Origin of the sequence: Mycobacterium deserti (genome assembly GCF_025345615.1) — a bacterium.
In the GTDB taxonomy this organism is placed as follows: domain Bacteria; phylum Actinomycetota; class Actinomycetes; order Mycobacteriales; family Mycobacteriaceae; genus Mycobacterium; species Mycobacterium deserti.
On record NZ_JAODWD010000003.1, the window covers coordinates 254,418 to 267,600 of the forward strand.

The window sequence follows — 13,183 nt, forward strand, 5'->3', positions numbered from 1 at the left end:
ACCGGTTCACGTGCGGTGGTTCCTGCGCGCCCTGCCGAACATGCTGGTCGTCGCCGCGTGGGGCCTCGATCGGTGCTTTCGTGGTGGGCTGACTGATCTGCTGGGCTTTCGACCGGATTGGTTGGGCGACCCGGCCGCCGGAAGCACCTAGTAGGAGAAGTTAGGCTGGTCGGCGTGTTTGAATCGCTGTCCGACCGGTTGACCGGCGCCCTGCAGGGGCTGCGCGGCAAGGGGCGGCTGACCGACGCCGATATCGATGCCACCACCCGCGAGATCCGGCTGGCGCTGCTGGAAGCCGACGTATCGCTTCCGGTTGTGCGCGCCTTCGTCGCCCGCATCAAGGACCGCGCCAAGGGCGCCGAGGTCTCCGGCGCGCTCAACCCCGCCCAGCAGGTCGTCAAGATCGTCAACGACGAACTGGTCGGGATCCTCGGCGGGGAGACTCGCCAGCTGGCGTTCGCCAAAACCCCGCCGACGGTGATCATGCTGGCCGGTCTGCAGGGTTCGGGTAAGACGACTCTCGCCGGAAAGCTCGCGAAATGGCTTCGCGGTCAGGGGCATACGCCACTTCTCGTGGCGTGCGACCTACAGCGACCGGGGGCGGTCAACCAGCTGCAGATCGTCGGTCAGCGGGCCGAGGTCGCGGTCTTCGCACCGCATCCGGGCGTCTCCGCCGAGGGCTCGGCGGATGCCGCGCCCGGTGATCCGGTCGCAGTCGCCGCCGCAGGTCTGGCCGAAGCCAAGGCCAAGCACTATGACGTCGTCGTCGTGGACACCGCGGGCCGGCTCGGTATCGACGATGAGTTGATGGGCCAGGCCGCGGCGATCCGCGCTGCCGTCGACCCCGACGAGGTGATCTTCGTCCTCGACGCGATGATCGGCCAGGACGCGGTCACCACCGCTGAGGCGTTCCGCGAGGGTGTGGGCTTCACCGGCGTGGTCCTGACCAAGCTCGACGGCGACGCCCGCGGTGGCGCGGCGCTTTCGGTCCGCGAGATCACCGGCGTCCCGATTCTGTTCGCCTCCAGTGGGGAGAAGCTCGAGGACTTCGACGTCTTCCACCCCGACCGGATGGCCAGTCGCATCCTCGGCATGGGCGACGTGCTGTCGCTCATCGAGCAGGCCGAGCAGGTCTTCGACGCCCAGCAGGCCGAGGAGGCCGCGGCCAAGATCGGCAGCGGCGAGCTGACGCTGGAGGACTTCCTCGAGCAGATGTTGGCCATCCGCAAGATGGGTCCGATCGGCAACCTGCTGGGCATGCTGCCAGGAGCCGGCCAGATGAAGGATGCGCTGGCCGCCGTCGACGACAGCTCACTCGACCGCCTGCAGGCGATCATCCGCGGCATGACGCCCGAGGAGCGGGCCGATCCGAAGATCATCAACGGTTCGCGTCGCCTGCGGATCGCCAACGGCTCGGGCGTGACGGTCGGCGAGGTCAATCAGCTGGTCGAGCGGTTCTTCGAGGCCCGCAAGATGATGTCGCAGATGGCCGGACAGATGGGTATGCCGTTCGGTCGCAAGGGGTCCAACCGCAAGAGCGCCAAGAACAAGAAGAAGGGCAAGAAGGGCGGCAAGGGACCGACGCCGCCGAAGACGCGCAGCCCATTCGGTCCCGGTGCACCCGCCGGCTTCCCGGACCTGTCGAACATGCCCAAGGGGCTGGACGAACTGCCGCCCGGCCTGGCCGACATCGACCTGTCGAAGTTGAAGTTCCCGGGCCAGAAGTAGCGTGCGCCACTCCGCTCTTCACGTCCGCGGTCGCACGCTGCCCGACGAGCAGCCCGTTCAGTGGTGGATCGTCGACGGCGTGCTAAGCGCCGAGCCTGTCAGGGGCGCGGAGACCGTCTTCGACGGCGGCTGGATACTGCCCGGCCTCGTCGACGCGCACTGCCACGTCGGTCTCGGCGAACACGGTCCGCTCAACAACCTCGATGACTGCGTCGAGCAGGGCCGCGTCGAGCGCGACGCGGGCGCGCTGCTGCTGCGCGACTGCGGATCGCCCATCGACACCCGCAGTCTCGACGACCACGCCGACCTGCCCGAGATCATCCGTGCGGGAAGACATTTGGCCAGGCCGAAGCGCTATCAACGCGGGTTTGCCGTCGAATTGGAGGACGAGTCGCAGTTGCCCGCGGCCGTCGCGGAACAGGCGCGCGCGGGCGACGGCTGGGTGAAGCTGGTCGGCGACTGGATCGACCGCGAGGTGGGCGATCTTGCGCCGCTGTGGTCCGACGACATCCTCAAAGCGGCGATCGATGCGGCACACGACAACGGCGCGCGGGTCACCGCGCACGTGTTCAGTGAGGACGCGCTGCCCGGTCTGATCAACGCGGGCATCGACTGCATCGAGCACGGCACCGGACTGACCGACGAAACCATCGACTTGATGGTCGCGCAGGGGACCGCTCTGGTGCCGACGCTGATCAACATCGAGAACTTTCCGGGGATCGCCGACGGCGCGGCCAAGTATCCGGCGTATGCGCGGCACATGCGCGATCTGTACGAGCGCAGCCCGGCGCGTATCGGCGCCGCCCGCGAGGCCGGCGTGCCGATCTACGCGGGCACCGACGCGGGCAGCATGGTCGCCCACGGACGCATCGCCGACGAGATCGACGCGCTCAAAGGCATCGGGATGACGCCGACCGAAGCGCTGGGCGCCGCGTCGTGGCAGGCCCGGTCGTGGTTGGGCCGGCCGGGTCTCGAGCACGGCGCCCGCGCGGATCTGGTGTGCTTCGCCGACGACCCGCGCACGGGTGCGGCCGTCGTCAACCATCCCGACCTGGTGATCCTGCGCGGCAGGGCGTTCTAGCGGGACTACTGGCCGAAGCCCCAGTCGAAGAGGCGGATCGCCTGGCCGTAGAGGTCGCCGGTGCCGTACAGCTGCGCCACCACCAGCCGCCTGCCGTTGCGCTGCGCTGCCGCCACATAGGTGTTGCGGGCGAGGTTCGTATAGCCGGTCTTGCCCACCAGCGTGCCGGGGTAGCGCTCCAGCAACTCGTTCTGGTTGACGATCTTGCGGGGCCCGTCGTCGGTCGGGAACAGCGACGAGGGTTGGCGCACAATGGCCGCGAACACCGGATACCGCAGCGCCGCACGGTAGATCACCGCGAGGTCGTACGGCGTGGTGATCGACTCCATACCCGGGCCGTCAAGGCCCGACGGGGAGTTGGCTCGGGTGTTGCGCGCGCCCACCGAGGCGGCCTTGGCGTTCATCTTCGCCACGGCCGCGCGATAACCGCCGAGCCCGTCGGCCAGCGTGTTCGCCGCGTCGTTGCCCGACACCAGCATCAGCCCGTCGAGGAGTTGGCGCACGGTGTATGCCCGGCCCGCCTTGATACCGGCGCATGAGCATTCCACGTCGGCAGCGGCCGGGCTCGCGGCGATGACACCGCCCAGTGGCAGGTGGTCGAGCACCACCATCGCCAGCAGCGCCTTGATGGTGCTCGCCGGCGCATGCGGCTCATAGGGGTTGCGTGAGGCCAGGATTCGCCCGGAGTCGAGATCGGCGAGCAGCCACGCCTGTGCCGGTCCGTCCGGCAGCGCGACGGCGCCGGCAGGCTCGACGGCGGGTTCAGCTGCGACGTTCGGCGCGACCGTGATGGCCGTGTTGGCCATGGACAGCGTGATCACGCACGCGGCCAACAACTTTCGCACAGCCGCCGAGAGTAACCGCCGTGATCACCAATCCGGGTCTCGAATGCGTTGCGATTGCGCAACTCACAACGTGCCGATACTGGCGCTCGGGTCGAGCGCGAAACCCCAGTCGAGCAGGCTCGCGGCCTGGTCCCAGTACGTGGGTGCCCCTGGCCGGTCCCTGCCGAACATCAGCGCGATGACCAGTCGTCGTCCGTTGCGCTCGGCCGCGCCGACGAAGGTCTTCTGGGCGAGGTCGGTGAACCCGGTTTTGCCGCCGAGCGTGCCGGGGTAGCGCTTGAGCAGCTCGTCCTGGTTGACCAGTACCTTCTCGCCGGTCTTGGTGGGGAAGACCGCGGTCGGCTGCGCGGTGATCTGGGCGAATACCGGATTGGTCATCGCGGCGCGGAAGATCACCGCGAGATCGTGCGGCGAGGACCACATGTCGATGCCGGGCCCATCGAGACCAGATGGCGACCCGACATTGGTGCCATAGGCACCGAGCAGCGCGGCCTTGCCGTTCATCTTCATCACCGCGACGTCACGCCCGCCGAGCATCGTGGCCAGGGTGTTGGCGGCGTCGTTGCCCGACACGAGCAGCAGCGCCTCGAGCAGTTGGCGCGCGGTGTAGGTCATACCGGGCGCCACCCCGGCGCAGTTGCACTCGACCTTGGTGTCGGCCTCGTTGGCCACGACCGTGGCATCGAGCGGCAGTTCCTCCAGCACGGTCAGCGCCAGCAGCACCTTGATGGTGCTGGCGGGTGCGTACTGGCCATATTCGTCGCGTGCCGCGAGTACGGCGCCACTGTTCATGTCGGCGACGATCCACGCCTGTGCCGGTCCCTCGGGGATCGGTATCGAGCCCGACGGCTGGATGACGCCTACGGGGGCGGCCGCCGCGGATGGGGCGAGGGCCATCAGGACGCACACGATTACCGCCCCGAAGGCGGAGACAAGCTTCCGCATGGGCAACGAGCCTAACCTCAAGGCGGGCCCTCCCGGGCGGGCTCAGCGCAGGACTGTCACCGGCAGATGCAACCAGCCGGCCACCGTCGGTGTGTTCACCCGTTCACTGTTGTCCCAGTCGACCTGGAACTCGGGCATGAAGTCGAGCAGATGCTCGAGCGCGATGGCGGTCTCCATCCTCGCCAGAGCAGCGCCGAGGCAGGTGTGCGGACCGTATCCGAGCGCGAGCTGCGGCGCCTCGGTGTGATCGCGCTCGATGTCGAACGTATCGGGGTCGGTGAACGCGTCCGGGTCACGATTGGCCGACAGCCCGCACAGCAGCACCGGCTTACCCGCGGGGATCGTAACTCCGTGCAGGGTAACCTCTTTGACTGTTTTCCGGATGTTGTAGAGCACCGGACTGTCGTATCTCATCACCTCCTCGACTGCCGCGGGGACCTTGCTGCGGTCATCGAGCAGTTTTCGCCATTGGTCGGGGTGCTTGGCGAATGCGGCGACGGCGTTGGCGATCAGCTTGGTAACCGTCTCGGATCCTGCGCCGGTGAGCACCATCGCGAAGAACACGATCTCGTCGTCGCTAAGGCGCGCAGTCTCGCGGTCGCCGCGTTGCATCTCGGCCGCAATGAGCGCGCTGAGCATGTCGTCCTGCGGCTGGGCATGACGCTGCCTGACGAGCTCGTAGCAGTACGCGGCGATTTTCAGCAGAACCTCCAGCGTCATCTCGCTGGGTTCGATCTGCCCCGGCTCGTAGCGGAATCCTTCGTCGACCCACTCCCGGAACTGCTGCCTGCGGTCTTCGGGCACTCCGACCAGGGCGCCGATGATCTCCGCGGGAAAGATCGCGGCGAATTCCTGCACCACGTCGAATCGGCCGGGGTCGACCACAGCGAGGCACCGCTGCACCAGGTCGGTGACCGTTTCTCGCTGCGCGGCTATGGCGCGAGCAGTGAATGCCTTGGTCACCAGGCCCCGCATGCGCCCGTGTTCGGGCGGGTCCATGTACAGGATGGTCTTCGGCGGTGGATCGCCGCGCTTCATCATCGCCAGGTCCAGACCTGCCGTCGACGAGAACGTGCGGAAGTCCCGGTACGCCGCGGCCACGTCCTCGTGTCGGGTGAGCGCGTAGAAGTCGAGGTCTTCGTGGTGGTACACCGGCGCCTCGGCCCGCAGCCGGCGATAGATCCCGTGTGGGTCCGCGTAGAACTGCTCAGAGTACGGATCGAACACCAACTGCGACGACGTGGTCATTTCCCCCCTTTGGGCAGCGAGAACCGGCCCGGACCCGTAACAAGATCAAGCTTAAGTGGGCTGGGCAGAGCCCAGTTGCAGCAATTCATCGCCGCCGGCGCGGAGTCACCGTGAAGCCGCGCGGCTTGAGTGTGAACGACTCGGCGATCCGCAGCCGATAACCGTCGTCGGCCCTCAGTTCATAGCGGTGCAGGACAAGCCCGAGCGCGAGAACGGCTTCGTGCAGGCCGAACTGCCGACCGATGCACGCGCGTGGACCGGTTCCGAACGGGCGGTAGGCGAAGGCAGGGCGATGCTTGGCCTGTCCGGCCAAAAACCGGCCGGGGTCGAAGCGGTCCGGGTCGGGCCACACCCGGGGATCGCGATGAAGCAGCGGCAGAAGGATCATCGCCCAGTCGCCTCCCTTCATCCGGTACTTGCCGCCGAGCACGGTTTCGGCCCGGGCTTCGCGCAGGTACGCGGGCGCGGTGGGCCACAGCCGCAGGGCCTCGTCCACCACCGCGCGCAGGTATCGCAGCCTGGCAACGTCGGTGAAGCTGGGCTCGATGTCATCGCTGTCGCCCCAGACGGCATCCACTTCCGCCTGCGCCCTTGCCAGACAATCGGCGTCTCGGGTCAGGTAGTACAGCGCGAACGACAAAGCGCCGGACGTTGTCTCGCGCCCGGCCACGATGAATGACACGATCTGCTGCCGGATGTTCACACGATCCAGGCGGCGCCCGGATTCGGCGTGCGTGCTGCTCAGCATCCGGCCGAGCAGGTCCGGTGCCTCGGCGGCGGTCCCGTCGAGCCGCGCTTGCAGAATGTCATCGACGGTCCGCTCCACGGTGGCGATATCAGCGCGATGCTGACGAGCGGAACCGGCCATGAGCCGGCGCATCACGATCGACCGTGGACCCGCCGAAAGGTTGGCGTAGCGCGCCGTCCGGGCCAGGGCGGCGATGAACGGGTGCGTCCGGTCGCTGTCGAACGAGCCGAAGCCATAACCGAACCCGGCGCGCGCGATGGTCTCCAACGTGAGTCGGGTCATGTCGGTAGTGACGTCGACGGGCTGTTGCCGCTCGGCCATCGTGTCCCAGCGGGCCAGCAGATCCCGTGCGACTCCCACCATGATGTGGTGGTAGCCGGCCATCGCGTCACGCGTGAACCCCGGCGCCAGGATATCGTGCGCTAGCTGCCAATTCGGGTCTTCGTTGAGGACTGTGAAGAGGGAGTCGCCCATGATCTCTCGCAGCGAATACATAATGGGGCCTGCGTGTTTGGCGAACCGCGTCTCATCGTTCAACTCGGCCACCAGGTCAGCGCCGTTGACGATGACAATCTCGGTGCTGAGCACCTTTTGAACCGAGATCGGTCCCAGGTCGCGGACCCGCCGAACCAGTGAGGTGACCGGGGCCCGGGGGTCGATCCCGGTGACGTCGCCAAGAATCGGCACCCGATGGGGTGGATGCGGTATCCCTGCGGTGTCCATGTCGGGTCCCTCAGCTGGCGGAGATATCGGCGCTCTGAGTCGAGGCGTCGAGCAATTCCTCGAGTGCGCCAGGTATTTCGTCGGCCACCTCCCAGAGATCGGGCAGCAGGTCGGGGCAAGCGACCAGGCCGATGTCGAGGTTGCCGCCCTGTGACATGACGATGATCATGAGTCCGGACCCGTGGAAGATTGGACCGAAGGCATACCTGGCTCGCACCGCTGAACCCAGGAGATAGGTCTGTTCTTCCGGACCCCGAACGTTGGAGAACGTCAGGTTGTAGCGGGGACGGCGGGTGGCCTGCCCGGACAGCCGGTACAGCCGCGCCATGAGGGCCAGCAGGCCGGGTGCGCACTGCATCCAGTCCTGCAGGAGGGTCGGCCCGATGGTCGAGATGCGGCTTTTGGCGGCCGCGCTGGCGGCGCTGATGGACTTGAGCCGCTGTGCAGGGTCTGCGATGTCGGTGCACAGACTGGAGTCCATGGAGGACAACTGGTTTCGGCCGGACCGGTTTGCATCGAAAACCGATATCGGCATCGCCGCGACCAATGGGAATGCGGGCAGGGCACGGCGGTTGAGCAGGTACTGCCGAAGCGCCCCCGCCGCGAGCGCCGCCGTCACGTCGTTGACGGTGACGCCGAAGCTGTCCTTCACGGCCCGGACATCCTGGAGGTCGAGCTGAACGTAGGCCACGTTGCGACGTTCGGTGACGTCGCCGTTGAAGAGGGTCCTGGGAGCCGTGAACAGTGCTGAGGTGGTCGCACGCCGTCGTGCCCTGATCACGCCGGCGACTGTCGCGGGCAGCACCTTGGACATCAGGACCCACGGCCTCGAGGCGAGGCGGACCAATCCGTCGAGCGCGATCTCGCGCCTGGTGGTGGTCCCGACGCCGTCACGGGCCGCCGGCGCCGGCGCGTCGGCCTGCGTGGAGCACAGCCGCGAGAAGATATCGAGCGCGGTCGCGCCGTCGGCCATGACGTGGTGCATCCGCAGCAGGACCGCGACGGATCCACTGAAGCGGGAGTCGGTTGTCGAGACGCCTTCGATCACCCACATGTCCCACAGCGAGCGGCTTCGATCCAGCCGCCCGGCGACCAGACGCCCGACAAGCTCCGAGAGTTCACGCCTGCCTCCGGGTGCGGGCAGCGTCACGTGGTGAAGATGCTGGTCGAGGTCGAAGTCGGGGTCGTCCACCCACACCGGCATGTCCAAGTTGAACACGTTGTCCGCGAGCTTCATTCGGAATTCCGGCAGTGCCGCAACGCGTGCGCGCAGCGTGTCGCGGAAGTTCTCGAAGCTGTATCCGCCTGGCATCGTCGTCGTGTCCAGGTCGAACAGGCCGCACCCGGTCATCGGCTGGGTCGGCGCTTCGAGTGTGAGCAGGCTCGTGTCGAAGCCGGTGAGCCGGTTGATTGTCACTGCAGAACCTCCACGGCAGCCTTTTCTCTCAGAGGGATATCGATACGTCCTCGCCGCGGCGGCCGGCTGGACCGCGGGCCCCACCAATTCCACCGGCCGAGCAGCGTCATGCTCGCGGGAAGCAGCACGATCCGGATGACGGTGGCGTCCAGCAGAATCGCCAGGGTCAGGCCCACGCCGAACATGCGCATCAGTGGCACTTGCGAAGCGATCAGCGCAGCGAAATTGATGATCATGATCACGGCCGCGGCCGTGACAACCCGCCCGGTGCTTGCGAGGCCCAGCATGACGGCCTCGTCGTTGGCGGCCCTGGTCCGGTCAGACGCCAGCCAGCACTCGCGGATCCGGGAGATCAAGAACACCTCGTAGTCCATCGACAAGCCGAAGGTGATGCAGAACATCAGCACCGGGACGATTGCGAACAGCGAACCGGCGGCGTTGGTGCCGAGCCCGCCCAGATGTCCCTCCTGGAACACCCACACCATGGCTCCGAAGGTGGCAGACAGTGAAAGGAGGTTCAGCAGCAGCGCTTTCACGGGAACAACGACGCTGCCGGTCATGATGAACAGCAGCATCAGCATGACCGCTGCGATGGCGGCGAGTACCAACGGCAGCCGGTCGACGATGCCGGCGATGCTGTCTCTATTGGTCTGTTCCAGCCCCCCGAACCACACAGTTGCCGGCGGCGGAACCGCGCGCAGATCGTCCAGCAAGGCGGCGGATTCACTGCTCAGTGGTGTCACCCGGGTGGCGACCGTCAACAGAACGTTTCCGTCACCACTTGTGCTGGACGATTCGCGGGCGGGACCGGCGGCTGTTCCACTCGTAAACGTCTGACTTCCAGTGTCGACAGCGACGACTTCTGGCAGTGCGGACAATTCGGCTGCATAGGAGTTCAGCGCGACCTCACCGAGATGCTCCGTCGCGGGTACAACGATGTGGACTGTCGCCGCCAGATCCTGATTGAAGTTCTCGTGGATCTGGTCGCCGACCTGGCGAGCGGCGAAACTCGACGGCAGAATACGCTCGTCCGGTAATCCGATCTTCGCATCCAGGACGGGGGAGGCGATGGTCAGCAGCGGGACCATGGTGCCCAGCAACGCAATCCACGGATGACGCATGACCGTTCTTGCCCATCGATGCCACACACCGGCCGGTGAACGGTGGCGGCCGCGGCGCTTCGCGATCCGCTTGGAAGTCACCAGAATGGCCGCCGGTGCCACCACGAGAGACGCCAGCGCAGCGAAGGCCACGACGGCTACGCCCCCATAGGCCAGCGAGCGCAGCGCGTACATCGGGAACAGTGCCATTGGTGCCAGACACAGCCCGACGGTGACGGCAGAGAACACGACCGTGCGCCCCGCGGTTTGCATCGTGCGCCTGATCGCGACCTCAGCGCCGGCGCCGGCGCGGAGTTCCTCGCGCCACCGGCTGACGATGAGTAGTGAATAGTCGATAGCCAGCGCAAGTCCGATCCCTGCCGCGACGTTCAGGGCGAATACGGAGACGTCGGTGAACGTGGCGATCATCCGCAGAATCGCCATCGACCCCACGATCGCCGTGCACCCCACCGACAGCGGGATCGCCGCAGCAAGCAATCCGCCGAAGACCCACACCAGCACGGTGAAGCTGAGCGGAATGGCGATCGCCTCGCTGATCTCCAGGTCGCGCCGGGTCTGCTCGTTGATCTCGGCGCTTGCGATACCGGTGCCGCCCGCCGCTACGGTGAAGCCCCCGGCATGGTCGCCGCGAAAACGCGCACCGAGTTCGGCAGCGTTGACCGCCGACTGTGTTTCGCCGCCTTCGATTCCGGCGGTGACGATCACCGAGTGTCGGTCGCGGCTCATCGTGCCGGCGGCGACGGGGTCGAGGGAGTCCCACGGGGACGCCACGGTCGCGACGTGCTCTGCGGCGCGCAGTTCTGTGACGAGGCCGTCGACGAACGCGCGGCCCGTCGGGGTGTCGATGCCGTCTTCTGCCCGGACGAGCAGCACCAGCTGGCTATCTCCGAGTCCGAAGCTCTCTGACAGCGCGTGGACCACCTTGGTTGATTCCGCGCCTGGGTCCGCCAGCCCTGCGGTGGAGAGCTTTTGAGAAACCGGCGCGCCGATCACCGCAAGCGCGCCGACGATCACCAGCGATGTGGCGAGCACCCATCTAGGCGCCGCTACGACAAGGCGTGCTAGGGCGTCGAGCACAGTCGATCGGATTAGTTCTGCGCGGCCAGTAGCTGCTTGAGCGCGGCGGGTAGCGAGTCGGCCAGCTCCCACACGTCAGGTACCAGGTCAGGGCACGACACCAAACCGATGTCGAGTTTGTCGTTCAACGACATCGCCACCAATGACAGTCCGTTCCCATGGAGGATTGGGCCGAACGAATAGCGGGCCCGTACCGCCGATCCCAAGAGATAGGTCTGTTCTTGCGGGCCCGGCACATTGGAGGTGGTCAAGTTGTAGACAGGCTTGCGCTTGGTGCGCCCAGACCACCGGTACAGTCGCATGGCCAGTGCCAAAAGTCCCGGGGCGAATTGCATCCAGTCCTGTTGGTGGGTAGGTCCGAGGGCCGAAATATCCTCTTTGGCAGCGGCACTCGCCTGTGCGATGGCTTTCAGTCGATCGGCCGGGTCGGCGATGTCGGTACACAGGCTGGTCACCATCAGGGCTACCTGGTTGCGGCCCTCGCGGTTCGGGTCGAAAACCGACACCGGCACCATCGTGAGCAGTGGAGCGTCGGGCAGTGCGGCTCGATCGAGCAGGTAGCGGCGCAACGCGTCCGACACCATGGCCAGCAGCACATCGTTCAACGTGACGGCGAACTTGTCTTTGACGGCCTTGACCTCCTGCAAGTCGAGTTGGATGAACGAGGCTGTGCGGCGTTCGGTGATGTTGCCGTTGAGGGGTGTGCACGGTGCTGTAAACGCATCGGCCATGCGTTGACCGCGGTTGCGGCGTCGGGACTTCGCCGTGGCCACGGCCGTGGGTAGAAGTTCGGTGACCAGGTACCGCGGCCGGGAGGCGAAGCGCTTGAACCCGTCGAGGGCGATCGCGCGAGTGCTGACGGTGCCCACGCCGTCTAAAGCCTTGGGCGGGGGAGGGTCGGCTTCGGTGGTGGTCAAGCGGGACAGCATGTCCAGGGCGGTCACCCCGTCGGCGAGCACGTGGTGAAACCGGTGCATCACCGCGACCTTGCCGCCGAAGTGCTCGTCGTCCCCGGACAGGCCCTCGATCACCCACATTTCCCACAGCGGGCGGCTGCGGTCCATCCGTTCGGCGATGCGGGCCGCCACGAAATCGGCCAACTCGCGCCGTCCCCCGGGGGCGGGTAGGTGTGCCAGATGCAGGTGCTGGTCGGGGTCGAATCTCGGATCGTCGACCCACACGGGTGTGTCGAGGTTCAGCGCACTGTCCGCCAATTTCATCCGAAACTCCGGCAAAGCGACCAAACGGCGGAGGAGCATGTCGCGAAACCGTTCGAAGGAAAAGCCACCCGGCATCGTCGAGGTGTCGAGTTCCCACAGCGCACACCCCGTCAGCGGCTGCGATGGCCCCTCGAGGGCCAGCATCCCGGCGTCGAATCCGGTGAGACGGTACATATCTGCGCCCTACCCCCGAGTTTCGGTTGCGTAAATAATGCTGGTGAGCCAGCAAAATCAAACCTAACCGCTGCTGGAGGGTGCTGAGTACGCCAATCTGGTGGCTAGGAAGCGGGCTTCATCCGCGAAGCCGGAACCATGCGCAGCAACTGGATCATCGGGGCCCAGGGCCACCAGGGCGCCACGGCTCGGCCAGGTTCCCTCTCGATGGCATCAACCAGCGCCCCGGCCCCGGTTTGGTTGTCTCTCATGAACATTGGACGCTTGATGTGAGCGGTCATCTCCGACTCGATGTACCCCGCGTGAATCACCGACACGTTGATCGGCCCGTCGGCGTGCTCAGCACGTAGCGATTCGCCCAACGAACGCAATCCGGCCTTGCTCGCGGAGTACGCGGCCCACGAGCCAGGTATCCCCTTGGCGCTGGCCACCGAGGAGATCAGTACCAGATGACCGGAGCCGGCGCCGCTGAACATCTCCAACGCCGTTTCAATCTGTACGAGGGCGGCCACCAAATTGGTTCGGAGCACCCTCTTATTGGCCTGCATTCCGCCCGAACCCAACGCAGCGCCCTCGCCGACGCCCGCGTTGACCAGGACCCGGTCGATTCCGCCCAGCTGAACGGCGAGCTCAGCGAAGACTCGCGGCACCTGATCGTGGTCGTTGACGTCGAGCGGGGCGACGGCGATGTTGAGGTCCGGGTAATCGGCTGTGAGCTCTGCCTTCAGTTGTTCGAGTCGGTCAAGTCGCCTGGCGCATAGTGCAAGATCGCGACCTTTGGCAGCGAAAACCCGGGCCATCCCGGCGCCAAGGCCGGCGCTCGCACCGGTGATGAGGATCCTGCGGCGGATCATCC

Annotated in this window: 10 protein-coding genes; 2 read left to right on the forward strand and 8 right to left on the reverse strand. The window is 66.4% G+C overall.

Annotated features, from left to right (window positions below; genetic code table 11):
- The first annotated feature begins 174 nt into the window (after positions 1 to 174).
- Positions 175 to 1,728 carry a signal recognition particle protein gene (gene ffh / locus N4S67_RS12545; protein ID WP_260993308.1) on the forward strand — a complete coding sequence of 518 codons (1,554 nt, stop codon included), beginning with the start codon at positions 175 to 177 and terminating at the stop codon, positions 1,726 to 1,728.
- Position 1,729: 1 nt separating this feature from the next.
- Entirely contained in the window at positions 1,730 to 2,809 is a 1,080-nt protein-coding gene (locus N4S67_RS12550) for a metal-dependent hydrolase family protein (RefSeq protein WP_260993309.1), read from the forward strand.
- Between the two features lie 5 nt (positions 2,810 to 2,814).
- Here N4S67_RS12550 and N4S67_RS12555 read toward each other — a convergent pair whose 3' ends face one another.
- From N4S67_RS12555 to N4S67_RS12590, 8 genes are all read right to left on the reverse strand, one after another.
- Entirely contained in the window at positions 2,815 to 3,654 is an 840-nt protein-coding gene (locus tag N4S67_RS12555) for a D-alanyl-D-alanine carboxypeptidase family protein (RefSeq protein ID WP_390893344.1), read from the reverse strand.
- Positions 3,655 to 3,717: 63 nt separating this feature from the next.
- Positions 3,718 to 4,599, reverse strand: coding sequence for a D-alanyl-D-alanine carboxypeptidase family protein (locus N4S67_RS12560; protein WP_260993310.1), 882 nt, complete (start codon positions 4,597 to 4,599; stop codon positions 3,718 to 3,720).
- A 42-nt stretch (positions 4,600 to 4,641) separates the two neighbouring features.
- The gene (locus tag N4S67_RS12565; RefSeq protein WP_260993311.1) at positions 4,642 to 5,847 is read right to left on the reverse strand and encodes a cytochrome P450; all 1,206 of its coding nucleotides are present in this window, start codon (positions 5,845 to 5,847) and stop codon (positions 4,642 to 4,644) included.
- Positions 5,848 to 5,932: 85 nt separating this feature from the next.
- The gene (locus N4S67_RS12570; protein ID WP_260993312.1) at positions 5,933 to 7,318 is read right to left on the reverse strand and encodes a cytochrome P450; all 1,386 of its coding nucleotides are present in this window, start codon (positions 7,316 to 7,318) and stop codon (positions 5,933 to 5,935) included.
- 10 nt (positions 7,319 to 7,328) lie between these two features.
- The gene (locus N4S67_RS12575; RefSeq protein ID WP_313959944.1) at positions 7,329 to 8,735 is read right to left on the reverse strand and encodes a WS/DGAT/MGAT family O-acyltransferase; all 1,407 of its coding nucleotides are present in this window, start codon (positions 8,733 to 8,735) and stop codon (positions 7,329 to 7,331) included.
- Positions 8,732 to 10,888 carry an MMPL family transporter gene (locus N4S67_RS12580; RefSeq protein ID WP_260993313.1) on the reverse strand — a complete coding sequence of 719 codons (2,157 nt, stop codon included), beginning with the start codon at positions 10,886 to 10,888 and terminating at the stop codon, positions 8,732 to 8,734. The genes N4S67_RS12575 and N4S67_RS12580 overlap by 4 nt, the downstream gene beginning before the upstream one ends.
- Before the next feature lie 56 nt (positions 10,889 to 10,944).
- The gene (locus tag N4S67_RS12585; protein ID WP_260993314.1) at positions 10,945 to 12,327 is read right to left on the reverse strand and encodes a WS/DGAT/MGAT family O-acyltransferase; all 1,383 of its coding nucleotides are present in this window, start codon (positions 12,325 to 12,327) and stop codon (positions 10,945 to 10,947) included.
- A 104-nt stretch (positions 12,328 to 12,431) separates the two neighbouring features.
- Positions 12,432 to 13,181 (reverse strand): SDR family oxidoreductase, encoded by a 750-nt coding sequence (locus N4S67_RS12590; protein ID WP_260993315.1) that lies wholly within the window; start codon positions 13,179 to 13,181, stop codon positions 12,432 to 12,434.
- Between the last annotated feature and the right edge of the window lie 2 nt (positions 13,182 to 13,183).

Coding starts and splice junctions, on each gene's coding strand:
- N4S67_RS12590 (WP_260993315.1), bottom strand. CDS start 13,181: ATGATCCGCCGCAGGATCCTCATCACCGGTGCGAGCGCCGGCCTTGGC.
- N4S67_RS12570 (WP_260993312.1), bottom strand. CDS start 7,318: ATGGACACCGCAGGGATACCGCATCCACCCCATCGGGTGCCGATTCTT.
- N4S67_RS12560 (WP_260993310.1), bottom strand. CDS start 4,599: ATGCGGAAGCTTGTCTCCGCCTTCGGGGCGGTAATCGTGTGCGTCCTG.
- N4S67_RS12565 (WP_260993311.1), bottom strand. CDS start 5,847: ATGACCACGTCGTCGCAGTTGGTGTTCGATCCGTACTCTGAGCAGTTC.
- N4S67_RS12585 (WP_260993314.1), bottom strand. CDS start 12,327: ATGTACCGTCTCACCGGATTCGACGCCGGGATGCTGGCCCTCGAGGGG.